Origin of the sequence: Nostoc sp. UIC 10607, from assembly GCF_047228265.1 — a bacterium.
Lineage (GTDB): Bacteria > Cyanobacteriota > Cyanobacteriia > Cyanobacteriales > Nostocaceae > Nostoc > Nostoc foliaceum_A.
Window position 1 is genome coordinate 1 of sequence record NZ_JBIQNW010000112.1, and the last position, 12,275, is coordinate 12,275.

Sequence of the window (12,275 nt, forward strand, 5' to 3'; positions counted from 1 at the left end):
TCCCCCTCTCTGTCACCCTTGTCTCAGTAAAATCCTCCATATATCAAGCATTCAGGACTTTTCTGCACCAGTAAGCTTAGCCAATGCCATAAGGTCGGCTGTGGCCCCAGATATCTGAATCAAGGATGAGCGTTGCGCGTGACGGGTAGCCTCGGCAGTGGTAGCGTTGACGTGTTCCGCCTGCATCTCGGACATCTCATTTTTGAAACGCTGTTCTCCTGTCTTACTGCTGTTGATAGCTTTCAGGGTTTGCGTTCCGTGTTTTTGGGTCAATTGCACCAGTTCAACGTAGGCTTGGTTTACATCGCCAGTTGTTTCAATAATCTTCCGATATGCCTCCAAAGCCTTGGGTAAATTGGCTTTTGCAGTGTCAGACAGTCGCGCCATGTCTGCAATTTTGGTGATTACCGTTTGATCTCCCTGTAAGGCTTTGTTGAAGTCCGATGAGGAGACATCAAACAGTCTGCCCATTGCTCCTAACGTACCGGGGGCATTGTTGGGAATATGGTTTTTGAGTTTTGCTGCTCCGTAATTCCGAGCCATTTAATCTCCTAATAAGGTATTAAGTCGTAGTTGATATCATCGTCAGATTCTGAGACTTCATCCCAGTAACCCATCTCTTCAAATCGGCTATAAATTCTCGTTGCTAATTGCCTTACGGGGTCGTCAAAATCATCAGAAATTAAATCAAATCTGTTCTCACCAAACGCCAAGATATTTGCAATGTCCGCGTCAATACCATTGCCTAAAAATTGACCAAATGCAGCAGAGTATGGATGGTCATCAATGCTTGAATGAGTTGCTAAGAATTCAGTTCCAGTGAAGGGTGGGTAATCTTCACCCTCGAATATTGGTGTGGAAAGTGCCTCAATATCTGCTGAGATCATTGCTGACCATTGTTCAGGATTTTCCGCTTTGAATTGCTCTAATCTCAAAGCGCGGTCAGTCAGAGGCGATTTGCCCCAATCGTGGGAATTTTTGTAATCAAGTGTCATGCTGCTAAAATCCTTGTAACGATGTGTACTTGATGCACTTTCGGATGGGGCGATTGCACTTACTTTGCTCGGTCGGGGCAATCGCTTCATTATCAGTTTTCACAAAACTCAACAAGTTCAAAAACCTCACTCTGCACTAGGTTTTGACTTAATTCTTTTCGCCTGCCTTTCGAGTCATTAAAAATGAAAGGGGCATTGACTCGACAATTAGAGCGGTGGCTGTAGCGCAGTTGTTGACCACGGAATTCGTACAAATGGTTACGCACTAAGGCTGTCGTTGAAAGCATAAGTTTGTCCCTCAACTTGGGAATAAAACTCGATATTTAGAATCGCTTCGTGAATCTCCATCAAGGCTTGAACTGCATCACCAAGACGCAGGTCATTCGATGTACTGAACCGTTCGGACGCTTCAATTTGTTTGTAATTTGGGGATGCTTGCACAAATCTGAGAGTCTGTTCGCAACCCAGGATGATGGTCATGATTTCGGTTGTTGTTAGCGATGGTTGTGTTTGCACAGTGTCTTGGTCGCTCATAACTTGTTTCCTTGACTTTGGGTTTTTATCGCGTAACTTCTAATTCTTTCGCTTGAGAGTGATTTTGTAAGTCTCCCCGTTTGGCTTCAAAACAGTGTGTTGCTCTAAACCTAATTCGCTAGCTGCACTTAAAATCGGGCCGACATTTTCAGACGGTTCACCATGAAAGGTTGTCTCCCCTTTTTTACCTTTATCGAGGTTTCTAGAAATCATTTCTTTAAGCGCCTCAAACCCGGACTGTGACATAATTCCTCCTATTTTCTATACAATACTCTCGCCCGAACTACTGATGATGAGACCTAGTCCCCTTCTGGGGTTGTGTCTGCATCATGTTTGGGATCTCACAACTTATTTCTTTTCCTTTGGGTTTTCATCGGTGTAGGTTGGGGTTCTGGCTGACTACTTGGGGCTTGTGGCTCACTCGATTTCTGAAGTACATAGCTGATGGCCCCTGCACCACCCACGGCTGCGGCGATAGGAAACAGTGTGTTTCTGCCAAAGTACTGCACTCCAAAGTAGCCAAGGGCTAACGCTGCTGCTGTTGCTCCAATGCCTAAAACCCTGTTTCTGAATGTGGTTCTGCTCATGCTGCCCCTTTAAAATTAGTGACCATTGCGCTAAGTGCCGATTTATTGGGCTGCGTAGATTGCACTGTTTCAACTTTGGGTGATGTTTGCACATTGCCGTGTTGAAAAATCAGCTTCTCTACACCTGCTGAAAGGGCTTGTGTCGGTGCATCTTGGGGTAAATCAAAAATCTTGCACAATTCAATTACTGCTAAGTAGGAGATGGTTATACGCCGAGATTCGTAATTCATTGATTAGGCTCCACTCGATATTTGAGTTAATAGCTTCAACCCCAAAGCATTGATGAATTGGGGATTATTCAAGACCACAAAGCCTAAACAGGCTAAGTTTTGATCCACCACTGGTAGAGAAACACCCCCACCCCAGGCGACAAGGTATTTCGCGCGATCTAGATAATTACCAGCAGTCACAAAGTTGGCGAATTTCTCAATCCTGGTACTCCACCACTCATCTAGGCACTGGCTATACTCGGTTTCAAACTTCTTACCTGTGAGGTGGTTGCCTCCATAAGTGAAAGTGCCTTCAATAATCCCTTGGTTCACCAAACTCGGCGAGTGCTTCACATCCTTGGAAAGCAGACTTACTCGGTCGTTTCGTTTGTCTAGTGCCTCTGCAATCATCGAATGCAGTTCACCGGCTCCACCTTCAATTAGGTGACGGTCAATCACTGCACCGCTCCCGTTGAACACGGTTACAAGCCAAGTCGATGAACCGATATCGAGTGCGATCGCTAATTCTGAGGGGTCTAGTACCAGGGATGCTTCACCGAATAAGCAGTGGGCAATGCTGCCGAATCCTTCGGGGTAAATGCCTGTGACTACGATTTCAACTGTCTTGGTGACAATGGAACGAGTTACAGGGTGCAGATGTTCAAAGGTGTGAGTCCCTTCGACTCGGCGTTTAATTTCTTGGCCCCAACGTTCTGGGTTGTGATTGCTCAAACTAATTGAAAGCTTGACCCCCGAAGGAATATTCAGAACTGATAAGTCTGCAAGGATGCTTTCTAATGCCAGTTCTGCCTTTTTCGCCTTATCTTCGTGCAGTAGGGTGTGGTCACTTTGAGCTAGAGCCGCACTGCCCCAGAAAAATTGAACGTCTTTTAAGTCCAGGCGTGAACCTTCTACATAACGCAGCCATGCCCCATCTTTTGAGATGGTTTCGTGGTGCATGATGTTGCGGTTGCGAACAAGTGAGTATACGGCAGGCATCATGATGGAAAAATCACCGATGATTGCCTTGCCGTACCCTGCACCTGAGTCTTTACCTCCTGTGAGGTCAGTTAGCCCTGATTTGGCTAACAAGTCTGCTTGAACTAGCCAGTTTTTGGCATTGGAATATATAGCTGTCATGGTTCAGATGATTGTTAAAGTCTTGATTTTTCTGGCAAGGCGTTGATTTTTAGCTAAATCTAGACCAATCCAGATATCCAGTTAGGGGCAAGCCATAGCATCACTTTCTGGCTTCTGTTGCCTTTGTTGGGTGACTGTTTTTGGCTAACAATCTCATCATATCACATCATGATGTGATTTTAGATGATAAGATCGTATGTAATCGGACAAGAGAGCATATCATGATGTCAGGTGAGCAAACGAGTTCTGACTTAATGAGCAAAAAGTTAAATGCAATTATTCCAGATGAAACTTGGGAGGCGCTAGAGCAGATTGCTAATGAAGAGATGAGGACTAAAAGCCAAATGGCAGCTATCCTTCTTGGTGAAGCGATCGCAGCCAGACGCACAAAAAAATCAAAATCTCAGAAGCCAGAAAAAGCAGAGGGATGAGCGATGACACCAAACCAGAAAAACCTACTGCCAGCACTGAATAAAGAATCTAATAGATGGCTATTAGTTCAAAAATGCAATGTCAAGCATTAGGATTGCTACAATTCGTGCTATTTCACGTTATTAATCTTTAAGGTCTCCAATGACTACTGTGAAAGACCCACCAACCGATTTTCAACTCCCACTGCACAACGAAGCGGCGTTTGAAAAAATTAGGGAGGCGAAAGACTATGCGTCCACTCAAGCTCTAGCGGCTGGTGCTGCTGCGCTGGCTACAGGAGGCATAATTCATCCGGCTGGCTGGGTTCTTTTTGGATTGGCTTACAAGCCGTTGGTGGTAACTCAAAAACTTGCGCGGTTAGAAAAATTAGGAACCTTACTTTTTGATGAGTTTAAAAGCCTAGATGTACAAGTCTTCCCGGTACTTCCGGTAGAAAACAACAACCCTATTGACTTGTTTATTAGATTTCCACGAACAACTCACCTGTTTATCTCCATTCGCTCAAAAGGAGATAGAGAAATTGTCTACAACGAAGCTAGAGAGGTTTTACAAGTCAAGCGTAAAGACAAAAATGGACTAAAACTGTGGCAACCCTGCCCACTTGTTGAGTTAGCAGATTACGAGAAGTGGCTCAACAAGAACAGAGATAAGTTTTTGATGTCTTCCCGTGAAGCTCAAAAGACTCCCACAGCAAAAGTTTTGGTCTTATGGCCTCCTACCAAGGCGACTCCAAATCACAATGATCATCTTTATTCGGAGGTGGGAAGTATGAAAATTCTGGCTCTCAGAAGAAAAGGTACTGCGTTTGTTATTCAAGAGGAGGAAGTAATCGAGTTTGTCAGGGCTTGGTTAGCCAAGTACAGATAGGCTAAAAGGTGAAAACCCCGTGTCCCGTTGGGATACCGAGGTTTTCTGATTTCTATTCAATTGGAATTGGGGATTGGGTTTCAGAGCCTAATTAATATCCCTAATAGTAATCTTATCAAACCTTTTAGGGCGTTAAGCCATTGTAACACTGGCCGCCCATATAGAAAGAGCAACTTAGGAATTTCATGTTTTTAGATTTCTGAAGCTTGTATAAAAGATTACTGCACAGGATAGCTCCAATTCCTCCAAAACACACACTGAATGGAGGATTAGGAAAATGCCGTTACAGCTATTTAATGATTCAGCCACGAAAGGCAAGCGATACTACGCACTAGCTCAACCTAAACAATCGCCAACTTATGTATTAAGCAATAGTCAAAAATTAAATAATGTTCAAGGAGGTATCGCGTAATGGTTGCACAGTTCCCCAATCAACAGGCGTTCGCCTCCTTCGATATTCGCAATTTTGTAGACCAGTTAGAACCAGCCAAAGAGAAAAATAAATATATCTGCCCAGTTTGCGGTGGGCATAATTTATCTATTGTCCAAGAAACTGGGAAGTACAGCTGCTTTAACCAGTGTGAGTGTAAGGACATCCGGGAGGCGATTAAACCCTGGGCTGAAGTGGTGGCAGAAAGGGCAGGGGCTAATTACACTCCATCCCTAAACCGTTTGGCTGCCAAGCCCAAGAAAGTCTTGCCCAAAAGTGCGCCAATTCCAGATGGTGAATTAGGTTTGGTGATGTTGACCCAAGCGGCGACTGACATACCCCAACCTCAAAACATAACTTGCAAGCTACCAAAGGGAATACCGGGGAATGCAACACAAACAATCTATCCTTACTCACAAAACCAATGGGTAATTCGCTATGAATGGGCGGATTACATCAAAGAGAAGGGTTATGATAAGTCCTTCCGCCAATGGCACAGGCTTCCAGATGGCACTCCAGAAATGAGAAAAGGGGATGAACCTTGGAGGGCATATCGTATTGAAGAGGCGATCACTGCTAGTAAATTGGTGCAAGGAACCCCGGCACTACTCCAACACGAAGGGGAGGGGTGCGTAGAAGTTGGTCGAGAGCATGGTCTTGCTGGGATTACGTTTCAAGGCAGTGCATGGGATAAGAAAACAATCACACCCCAATACCAACTTATCAAAGATTCAGGTATAGGATTAATCATCTTTCTGCACGATGCTGACGACACTGGCTTAAAGAAACTCCAGACCTGCCAGGACTGTGCCGACGAGGTGGGGATTGCATTTATTGGAATTAACCCGCACGACATCTGCCCCGATTTACCATATAAATCAAGTGACATCAAAGAAATCTTGGGGCAGATGGAAACACCAGAATTTATCCGCAGGTTAGAGCAGGAGATCCACGCAGCAGTAGCGCAGCGATCGCAACAAGCACAGGTAAATGTAAGTGATGATGACGACAAAAATCCGGTTGTAGCCTTTACCCAGCAAGCTTTTCAAGCTCTCTACGGCGATAAGAACTGGATTTGTGCTGCTGATAAGCTTTACTACCACACTGGCAATCATTATAAACACTCCCCAGATTCCACAGAACGCAAAAGAATCTACGACTTTTGCAATTCTTTTGTGGTCGAGAACGAGCAGGGTAAAAAAACTTGTCCTTATGCTTCGCCCAGTTCAGTCAAAAAGGTTTTGGAATGGGCGAAAATGGGAACAGAAATTGACCCCGAATTAATCAATCCCCCTGGCGTAAATTGCACCAATGGAATAGTCAAGGTTGAGTGGGAAGGCAGAAACTTTACAGTAAAACTAAACCCACATACACCGGAGGACTATTACATTTATGAACCGTTCATTGAATATAATCCTAATGCTGATGATACATATTGTGAGCAGCTATTATCTTGTTTGGATAAACCACAGCAAGAAATATTTCTAAGGAATATTGCTGCATCTCTCGACCTTGAAACTGTTAGGAAATTTAGAGGGAGAGAGGTAAAAGCAATGTTTGCAATTGGTCTTGGTTCTAATGGTAAAGATGCTCTGCGCGAATGTGTATCAACCATTTATGGAAAGAACGGATTAACTTCTGTTTCTTTGGGAGACTTCCAATCCTACGACGAAGGCAGGAAGTTTGGACTAGCCCCACTTATATATAGTCGAATTAATTGGGCTTCTGAAAACCCACAAACATCTAGGATTGACAGACTCCAAAGCCTAAAATTATTTGTCACTGGAGATACATTACATTGCGAACAGAAAGGGAAAGACCATATAGAATTCTCTTCTAACGCAATAGGTGTTTTCAACTTAAACGAGACTCCCGCTTTTCAAGGCGTAATCCAAGCAATCAAAGATAGAATTGCAATTCTAGAATTCAAGAAAACCTTTGTAGATAATCCTGACCCCAATAATCCAAACGAGATAAAAGGCGACCCCCGATTTCGCTACGACCAAGATTTCATTAGAACGCATGTTGCCCCAGCATTTCTAAATAAAATGCTGAAAGCACTAAACGATCTTATAGAATCAGGCATTGATTACGAATGTACAACTGATGCTTTCTACAACCTTCAGAAAGAAAATAATCACCTATTTGACTTCATAGAAGCCGCAAACATAGGCTATGTACCTGATAAGGAAATGACTGCAAAAGAGTTATGGGTAAGACTGGAACATTACTACACTCAAACTGGCACATTAACTATAGATTCCGATAACAACCGCAGAACGTGGAGCGAACAGGTTAGACCCAGTGACAAAAACGTAAAGGGTATCAACCAAGTCATCGCCAGAATCGCTCAACTTTTCCCCAAGGCCGTCAAGGGAACTAGGTACTGTGATGTTGCTAAAAGAAATATTCCAGTACTGAAAGGCATTGGCATTTTGGAAGTTACCCGCACCACTTTAGACGAAACCCGCACCACTTCCGCACCACTTGCCGCACCAGAAACCTTGCCAAATCAGGACTTCCGCACCACCCGCACCACTTTTTCAGATTCTCAGGAAAAAAACATTGAAGAGGATGAAATGAAAATTCAATCGCTTCCTATCCCAATGGAAAAAGAAGAATATGCCACCTCAACTGGTGCGGGTGATGCGGAACCCTTGCAGGATAGGGAAAACTGCTGCGGTGAGTTCTGCGGAACTGGTGCGGATCAACTAGAAAGTGGTGCGGGTATGCCAACTGAGGATCAGGCAGCGATCGCCGCGCCAATTGCATCCGATACTGTTTTGGTAAAAGCTGAGTCTGAGTTCTCATACTCACTGTTGCAGATTGAAAAAGACGGCGGGGACATCGCAGGGTTTGTTGGTTGCCAAGTAGAAGTGCGAGGGAGCAATGGTAGCATCAAGTTTGCTGGGGAGATGACTAACTTCAACTTGAAGAATGGGATTGTCACTGTGTTGACGGAACTTGGGAACCGAGATGCCCATTTCTGTGAAGCCTTCGTGATTGCCTGAGTCAAGCCGATCTGATGATAGTCAGGGTGATGCCCAATACGAGAGTCAGCACTGACTGGCGCTCACGTCAAATTAAGGTTTTGGGGCGGTTAGGCGGTCAAATTGACATTAGTAATTCTCGGCTAAAGCTTGGCATTATAGCGGTAAGATTGCAAAGTTGATTAAGGAGCAACAGTCATGAGTTTAATGGCAGGAAAGGTTGCGATTGTTACTGGTGCGAGTTCTGGGATTGGTCGTGCAACTGCTCTAGCTTTTGGCAAAGCAGGAGCAAAAGTAGTTGTCGTTGCCCGTCGTGAGGCTCAGGGAGAGGAAACCGTTCATTTTATCCATGAAGCAGGCAGTGAGGCAGTGTTTGTCAAAGCCGATGTCACGCAAGCAGTTGAGATTGAAGCGATGGTAAAAAAAGCAATCGAAACTTACGGTTGCCTCGACTATGCATTTAACAATGCTGGTTCGGGAACTTCTGGCAAAATTGCTGACTTATCTGAAGCAGATTGGGATCTTGAGATTAATGCCAATCTCAAATCAGTTTGGCTATCAATGAAGTACGAAATTCCTGCGATGCAGCAATCAGGAGGTGGAGTGATCGTCAACATCTCTTCTCAGGGGGCATTGGTTGGTGTTGCTAATTACGGAGCTTATGGGGCTGCCAAAGCAGGTGTAATTGCCCTCTCCCGTGCGGCTGCGGCTGAGTACTCTGCGGATCGAATTCGGATTAACACGATTAGTCCGGGTGCTGTGAAAACGGATCTATGGGCAGCTGCTCCCCCCGAAATGTTGGATCAAGTTGCAGCAGGTATTCCGTTACAACGGATTGGGGCACCAGAAGATATTGCCTCGGCAGTCGTTTGGCTGTGTTCCGATGGTGCTGCATTTGTAACTGGACATAACTTGGTAGTTGATGGCGGATTTACAGCCGTTCAAAAATAGCCCGATACTTTAAGAAGCATTACCTACAGAGAGTATCAGGCATGATGGAAACGCCAGATGAAAAGGAAACCGGACGCATCGAAGCATTTAGCGATGGAGTCTTTGCGATCGCGATCACGCTATTAGTGTTGGAAATAAAAGTCCCGAACCACAGCACCGTAGAAACCTCTGGTTTAGTGGCAGCTTTACTGTCTCTCTATCCGAGTTATCTGGCGTTTCTGACAAGCTTTGCCACAATTCTTGTTATGTGGGTGAATCACCATCGGATTTTTAGCTTAGTTCGACGCACCGATCATGTCTTTCTCTATTGGAACGGACTTCTGCTGCTATTTGTTACCTTTGTGCCGTTTCCTACAGCAGTGCTGGCGGAGTACCTGCTTCATCCAGAGGCAAAAGTTGCGGCTGGCATTTATGCAGGAACGTTTTTGGCAATTGCAATTGCATTTTACGGACTATGGAGACACGCATCGCAGGGTGGAAGGTTACTGGCTCAAGGAGCAAAACAAGAAGATGTTTTGGAAATCACAAAACAGTACCGTTTTGGATCGCCATTGTATTTGACTGCTTTGGTTTTGTCATTTGTGTCGGTATGGCTTTGTGTGGGTCTTTGTATTGTACTAGCCGTGTTTTTTGCGTTTCGAGGACTCTCGTTGAAGCGTTCCTAACTCATATAAGTTCATTTTTGAGAGCCAGCAGTTGACGGTGTGCTTCTTATCGAAAAAGCAGACGTAATTATTAGTTGAAAACTATTCGCAATAACTCTTGAGTGGCGCGACTCTCAACGGAGTAATGGGGCTTGTGGCGTAGTAGACTGCACCCCAATACGTTTCGGTTAAGGTTTTTTGATAGATCACAAAGACGCGGTTTACCACCGTCTTTACAAGAATCATCCTTCGTAGAGACGGCGATTTATAGGGTCTGGTGCCTTAACTCCTGAATCCGTTTTAAAAAACTTCAAAGTTTCAATTTCTGACTACTCAAAGACATCTGTGGCATCACCGTGCCAAAACGGGAAAATTGTACGCTAAGACTAAAAGCCTTGCCCCATAAGCATCTTAGCTACCCATTTTTCAATAACACCCGTAAGTGAGATTGAGCCGAGATAGATTCATTTATTTTTGCTTGCTAGCATTTATTGTCCAGTAATGGCGAAGAGTGTCACTTACCAAAAAACTAAATTGGTCAAAATCTCCATTTCGTCACATCCAAGTTGAACATGGGATTATAAAATATCTTTTTTGACACCTAAAATCTTGCAGAGTGTAGCACAAGCCACACTGTACTGATTGTGGGAAGTATATTTCATCTGGTGTGCAGTATTTCCCACATCCGCAGCAAAATCTCTTTCTTGCTGCATTGCTATTACTTAAGTCTCTAATCTCCATTTTGTCACTTGAGCTTCAATTCCTTATTCTTTTTAAATTAGCGAAATGCTCAATCTTGCGTACACCATTCGCGTACTCAATTAAACAAAAAGGAGCTTTTGCTATGGTGTACTCGACAATAGTGCAGGGTTGGTTTGTCTTCTCGTCTAAATATGTCATAATTCCTATTTTGTTATTTGGGGTGCTAGTACCGCAAGGCGGAAGTTAAAAGTTAAAAGTCAAAAGTCAAAAGAATTGTATTCTAAGCTTTTGCGCCATTTGAAATGGTATGTTTGTTTCCGCCGTGCTGTACTAGGGTATTTTGAATGCTTCCAGTGCCTTTACACCAATCACATTTCTGAGGAGTATCATCATTTAGCCAACGGTATATCTTGCCTGTGCCACCACAAGCAGAACATTCATCTAAAATTGTGTCTAACCATTTACACATATATTCTTGTGCAGCTTTTTCAGTGGGGTAGTCAGCATGAGATTTTAAGGTTAAACCTTGCTCTTTAGGATGTTTAGCTGTGGCGTACCAAAATTCCGTAATGTCATTTTGATAGGTTTTTATCTCTATCTCTCGGTGGTGCATCAAATTTCCCTCAACTCACAAAGTTAACTAAAAAGTTGATTTAAAATATTGTTTATTTGCCCGGAAAAGCAATAAGAGCAGCTGTGAGTAGCTTCATTATAGTTAGCCTCAAGGCAATTCTCCGCATTTTCTAATCTACCAACTGGGCCTTTGATTTCAATTATTGATATTTGTTCACCTTCAGCTTCAATAATTTTTTGTACTCTTGATTCTGGTAGGTTTTCGGCAGAGAGGGAATCTATTGATAAGCCTGTGTCTACAACAATATTTGATAAATGATAAATTAATTTACATCCATCATCGGTACAAAATACTAAACAATTATTCCTAACGTAAATCTCAGTAATTCTCATTGTATAAATCCATGCTTTGTCTGAGTGGTTGATTATCCTTATTTTGTTGGTGCAGAGTAGTATGTATTCCCTGCACCAAGAATGGTATGTTTTGGCAAAAGTATTTTTTTATTATCACACTTAGTCGGTTATATGCTGAAATTATTCAGAAAAATTTGGTAGGTTTTTTAACGCCAATTGTGCCACAACTTCTGCACGTTGTGACGTTACTTTTTGATACCGTAATGTTGTCTGAATGCTTTCATGCCCCATGAGCGCCCTGAGTTCTTCAATCCCCATTAATCCCACTCGCTCTGTAGCAAAAGTGTGCCGTAGGTCATGAATACGAATTTCTTGGAGTTCAGGACTATCTCTGATGAGCTTAATCCAGGATTTATGCGCCATGCGGTAAGAAAGCCGGGATACTTCCAAAGTTTTTGGCTGTTGAGCAGTAAACAGTGCTGGATGCTTAGGATGTCTATAATATTCAATGTAGTGATTTAGACTCTTGAGTGCTACTTCACTGTAAAAACACCACCGTTGCTTGTTGCCTTTGCCAACAACCTGAAATTTCTGAGCTTTGAAGTCTATGTCATCTAAATTTAGAGCTAGTACTTCAGCAATCCTAGCGCCACTGGTATGCAACAAACGCACCAATGCAGACAAACGAACATCTTTTTTGATGACACCATACAGGATACTTAATTGGTATGGAGTAAGGTAACGCACAGTCTCATCAGTAGCGTGTTCTCCTTGTTCTCGACTGGGTTTACGTCTTGTGAGACCCGCAACCGGATTGGATTTGAGATATCCCATATCAACAGCAAAACTGAACAAAGCCGTGATTAC

Annotated in this window: 16 protein-coding genes; 5 read left to right on the forward strand and 11 right to left on the reverse strand. The window is 43.5% G+C overall.

From position 1 onward, the window contains the following. Positions 1–51 precede the first annotated feature (51 nt). The 7 genes from ACEYW6_RS34490 to ACEYW6_RS34520 form a co-directional block, all read right to left on the reverse strand. The gene (locus tag ACEYW6_RS34490) at positions 52–543 is read right to left on the reverse strand and encodes a hypothetical protein (protein ID WP_412983337.1); all 492 of its coding nucleotides are present in this window, start codon (positions 541–543) and stop codon (positions 52–54) included. An 8-nt stretch (positions 544–551) separates the two neighbouring features. Beyond that, a complete protein-coding gene (locus ACEYW6_RS34495; protein ID WP_412983338.1) occupies positions 552–995 on the reverse strand; it encodes a hypothetical protein in 444 nt (147 codons plus the stop codon). Between the two features lie 258 nt (positions 996–1,253). Further along, on the reverse strand, positions 1,254–1,529 hold the full coding sequence (locus ACEYW6_RS34500) for a hypothetical protein (RefSeq protein ID WP_412983339.1): 276 nt from the start codon (positions 1,527–1,529) through the stop codon (positions 1,254–1,256). Between the two features lie 39 nt (positions 1,530–1,568). Beyond that, a complete protein-coding gene (locus ACEYW6_RS34505) occupies positions 1,569–1,775 on the reverse strand; it encodes a hypothetical protein (protein ID WP_163937935.1) in 207 nt (68 codons plus the stop codon). A 95-nt stretch (positions 1,776–1,870) separates the two neighbouring features. After that, entirely contained in the window at positions 1,871–2,116 is a 246-nt protein-coding gene (locus tag ACEYW6_RS34510; RefSeq protein ID WP_412983340.1) for a hypothetical protein, read from the reverse strand. Next, the gene (locus ACEYW6_RS34515) at positions 2,113–2,346 is read right to left on the reverse strand and encodes a hypothetical protein (protein WP_041566781.1); all 234 of its coding nucleotides are present in this window, start codon (positions 2,344–2,346) and stop codon (positions 2,113–2,115) included. The genes ACEYW6_RS34510 and ACEYW6_RS34515 overlap by 4 nt, the downstream gene beginning before the upstream one ends. Positions 2,347–2,349: 3 nt before the next feature. Then, positions 2,350–3,465 (reverse strand): ParM/StbA family protein, encoded by a 1,116-nt coding sequence (locus ACEYW6_RS34520; RefSeq protein ID WP_412983341.1) that lies wholly within the window; start codon positions 3,463–3,465, stop codon positions 2,350–2,352. A 221-nt stretch (positions 3,466–3,686) separates the two neighbouring features. Here ACEYW6_RS34520 and ACEYW6_RS34525 point away from each other — a divergent pair, with 221 nt between their 5' ends. The 5 genes from ACEYW6_RS34525 (at position 3,687) to ACEYW6_RS34545 (ending at position 9,800) form a co-directional block, all read left to right on the forward strand. Further along, the gene (locus tag ACEYW6_RS34525; RefSeq protein WP_412983342.1) at positions 3,687–3,896 is read left to right on the forward strand and encodes a ribbon-helix-helix domain-containing protein; all 210 of its coding nucleotides are present in this window, start codon (positions 3,687–3,689) and stop codon (positions 3,894–3,896) included. Positions 3,897–4,038: 142 nt separating this feature from the next. Then, positions 4,039–4,764, forward strand: coding sequence for a hypothetical protein (locus ACEYW6_RS34530; protein WP_412983343.1), 726 nt, complete (start codon positions 4,039–4,041; stop codon positions 4,762–4,764). 411 nt (positions 4,765–5,175) lie between these two features. Next, the gene (locus tag ACEYW6_RS34535; protein WP_412983344.1) at positions 5,176–8,205 is read left to right on the forward strand and encodes a DUF5906 domain-containing protein; all 3,030 of its coding nucleotides are present in this window, start codon (positions 5,176–5,178) and stop codon (positions 8,203–8,205) included. Between the two features lie 177 nt (positions 8,206–8,382). Next, the gene (locus ACEYW6_RS34540) at positions 8,383–9,135 is read left to right on the forward strand and encodes a glucose 1-dehydrogenase (protein ID WP_412983345.1); all 753 of its coding nucleotides are present in this window, start codon (positions 8,383–8,385) and stop codon (positions 9,133–9,135) included. A gap of 41 nt (positions 9,136–9,176) precedes the next feature. Further along, positions 9,177–9,800, forward strand: a complete 624-nt coding sequence (locus ACEYW6_RS34545) for a TMEM175 family potassium channel protein (RefSeq protein ID WP_412983346.1) — start codon at positions 9,177–9,179, stop codon at positions 9,798–9,800. A 557-nt stretch (positions 9,801–10,357) separates the two neighbouring features. Here ACEYW6_RS34545 and ACEYW6_RS34550 read toward each other — a convergent pair. From ACEYW6_RS34550 to ACEYW6_RS34565, 4 genes are all read right to left on the reverse strand, one after another. Continuing rightward, positions 10,358–10,492: a hypothetical protein gene (locus ACEYW6_RS34550; protein ID WP_412983347.1), complete on the reverse strand. Its 135-nt coding sequence runs from the start codon at positions 10,490–10,492 to the stop codon at positions 10,358–10,360. Between the two features lie 269 nt (positions 10,493–10,761). Further along, a complete protein-coding gene (locus ACEYW6_RS34555; RefSeq protein ID WP_412983348.1) occupies positions 10,762–11,094 on the reverse strand; it encodes a hypothetical protein in 333 nt (110 codons plus the stop codon). Between the two features lie 23 nt (positions 11,095–11,117). Further along, the gene (locus tag ACEYW6_RS34560; RefSeq protein WP_412983349.1) at positions 11,118–11,447 is read right to left on the reverse strand and encodes a hypothetical protein; all 330 of its coding nucleotides are present in this window, start codon (positions 11,445–11,447) and stop codon (positions 11,118–11,120) included. A 141-nt stretch (positions 11,448–11,588) separates the two neighbouring features. Next, positions 11,589–12,275: tyrosine-type recombinase/integrase (locus ACEYW6_RS34565; protein WP_412983350.1), on the reverse strand; the 687-nt coding region annotated here is incomplete at its 5' end.

Excerpts from the sequence above, each read along its gene's own strand:
- ACEYW6_RS34510 (WP_412983340.1), bottom strand. The coding sequence starts at position 2,116 with ATGAGCAGAACCACATTCAGAAACAGGGTTTTAGGCATTGGAGCAACA.
- ACEYW6_RS34495 (WP_412983338.1), bottom strand. The coding sequence starts at position 995 with ATGACACTTGATTACAAAAATTCCCACGATTGGGGCAAATCGCCTCTG.
- ACEYW6_RS34530 (WP_412983343.1), top strand. The coding sequence starts at position 4,039 with ATGACTACTGTGAAAGACCCACCAACCGATTTTCAACTCCCACTGCAC.
- ACEYW6_RS34500 (WP_412983339.1), bottom strand. The coding sequence starts at position 1,529 with ATGAGCGACCAAGACACTGTGCAAACACAACCATCGCTAACAACAACC.
- ACEYW6_RS34505 (WP_163937935.1), bottom strand. The coding sequence starts at position 1,775 with ATGTCACAGTCCGGGTTTGAGGCGCTTAAAGAAATGATTTCTAGAAAC.
- ACEYW6_RS34520 (WP_412983341.1), bottom strand. The coding sequence starts at position 3,465 with ATGACAGCTATATATTCCAATGCCAAAAACTGGCTAGTTCAAGCAGAC.
- ACEYW6_RS34540 (WP_412983345.1), top strand. The coding sequence starts at position 8,383 with ATGAGTTTAATGGCAGGAAAGGTTGCGATTGTTACTGGTGCGAGTTCT.
- ACEYW6_RS34515 (WP_041566781.1), bottom strand. The coding sequence starts at position 2,346 with ATGAATTACGAATCTCGGCGTATAACCATCTCCTACTTAGCAGTAATT.
- ACEYW6_RS34490 (WP_412983337.1), bottom strand. The coding sequence starts at position 543 with ATGGCTCGGAATTACGGAGCAGCAAAACTCAAAAACCATATTCCCAAC.
- ACEYW6_RS34535 (WP_412983344.1), top strand. The coding sequence starts at position 5,176 with ATGGTTGCACAGTTCCCCAATCAACAGGCGTTCGCCTCCTTCGATATT.
- ACEYW6_RS34525 (WP_412983342.1), top strand. The coding sequence starts at position 3,687 with ATGATGTCAGGTGAGCAAACGAGTTCTGACTTAATGAGCAAAAAGTTA.
- ACEYW6_RS34550 (WP_412983347.1), bottom strand. The coding sequence starts at position 10,492 with ATGCAGCAAGAAAGAGATTTTGCTGCGGATGTGGGAAATACTGCACAC.
- ACEYW6_RS34560 (WP_412983349.1), bottom strand. The coding sequence starts at position 11,447 with ATGAGAATTACTGAGATTTACGTTAGGAATAATTGTTTAGTATTTTGT.
- ACEYW6_RS34545 (WP_412983346.1), top strand. The coding sequence starts at position 9,177 with ATGATGGAAACGCCAGATGAAAAGGAAACCGGACGCATCGAAGCATTT.
- ACEYW6_RS34555 (WP_412983348.1), bottom strand. The coding sequence starts at position 11,094 with ATGCACCACCGAGAGATAGAGATAAAAACCTATCAAAATGACATTACG.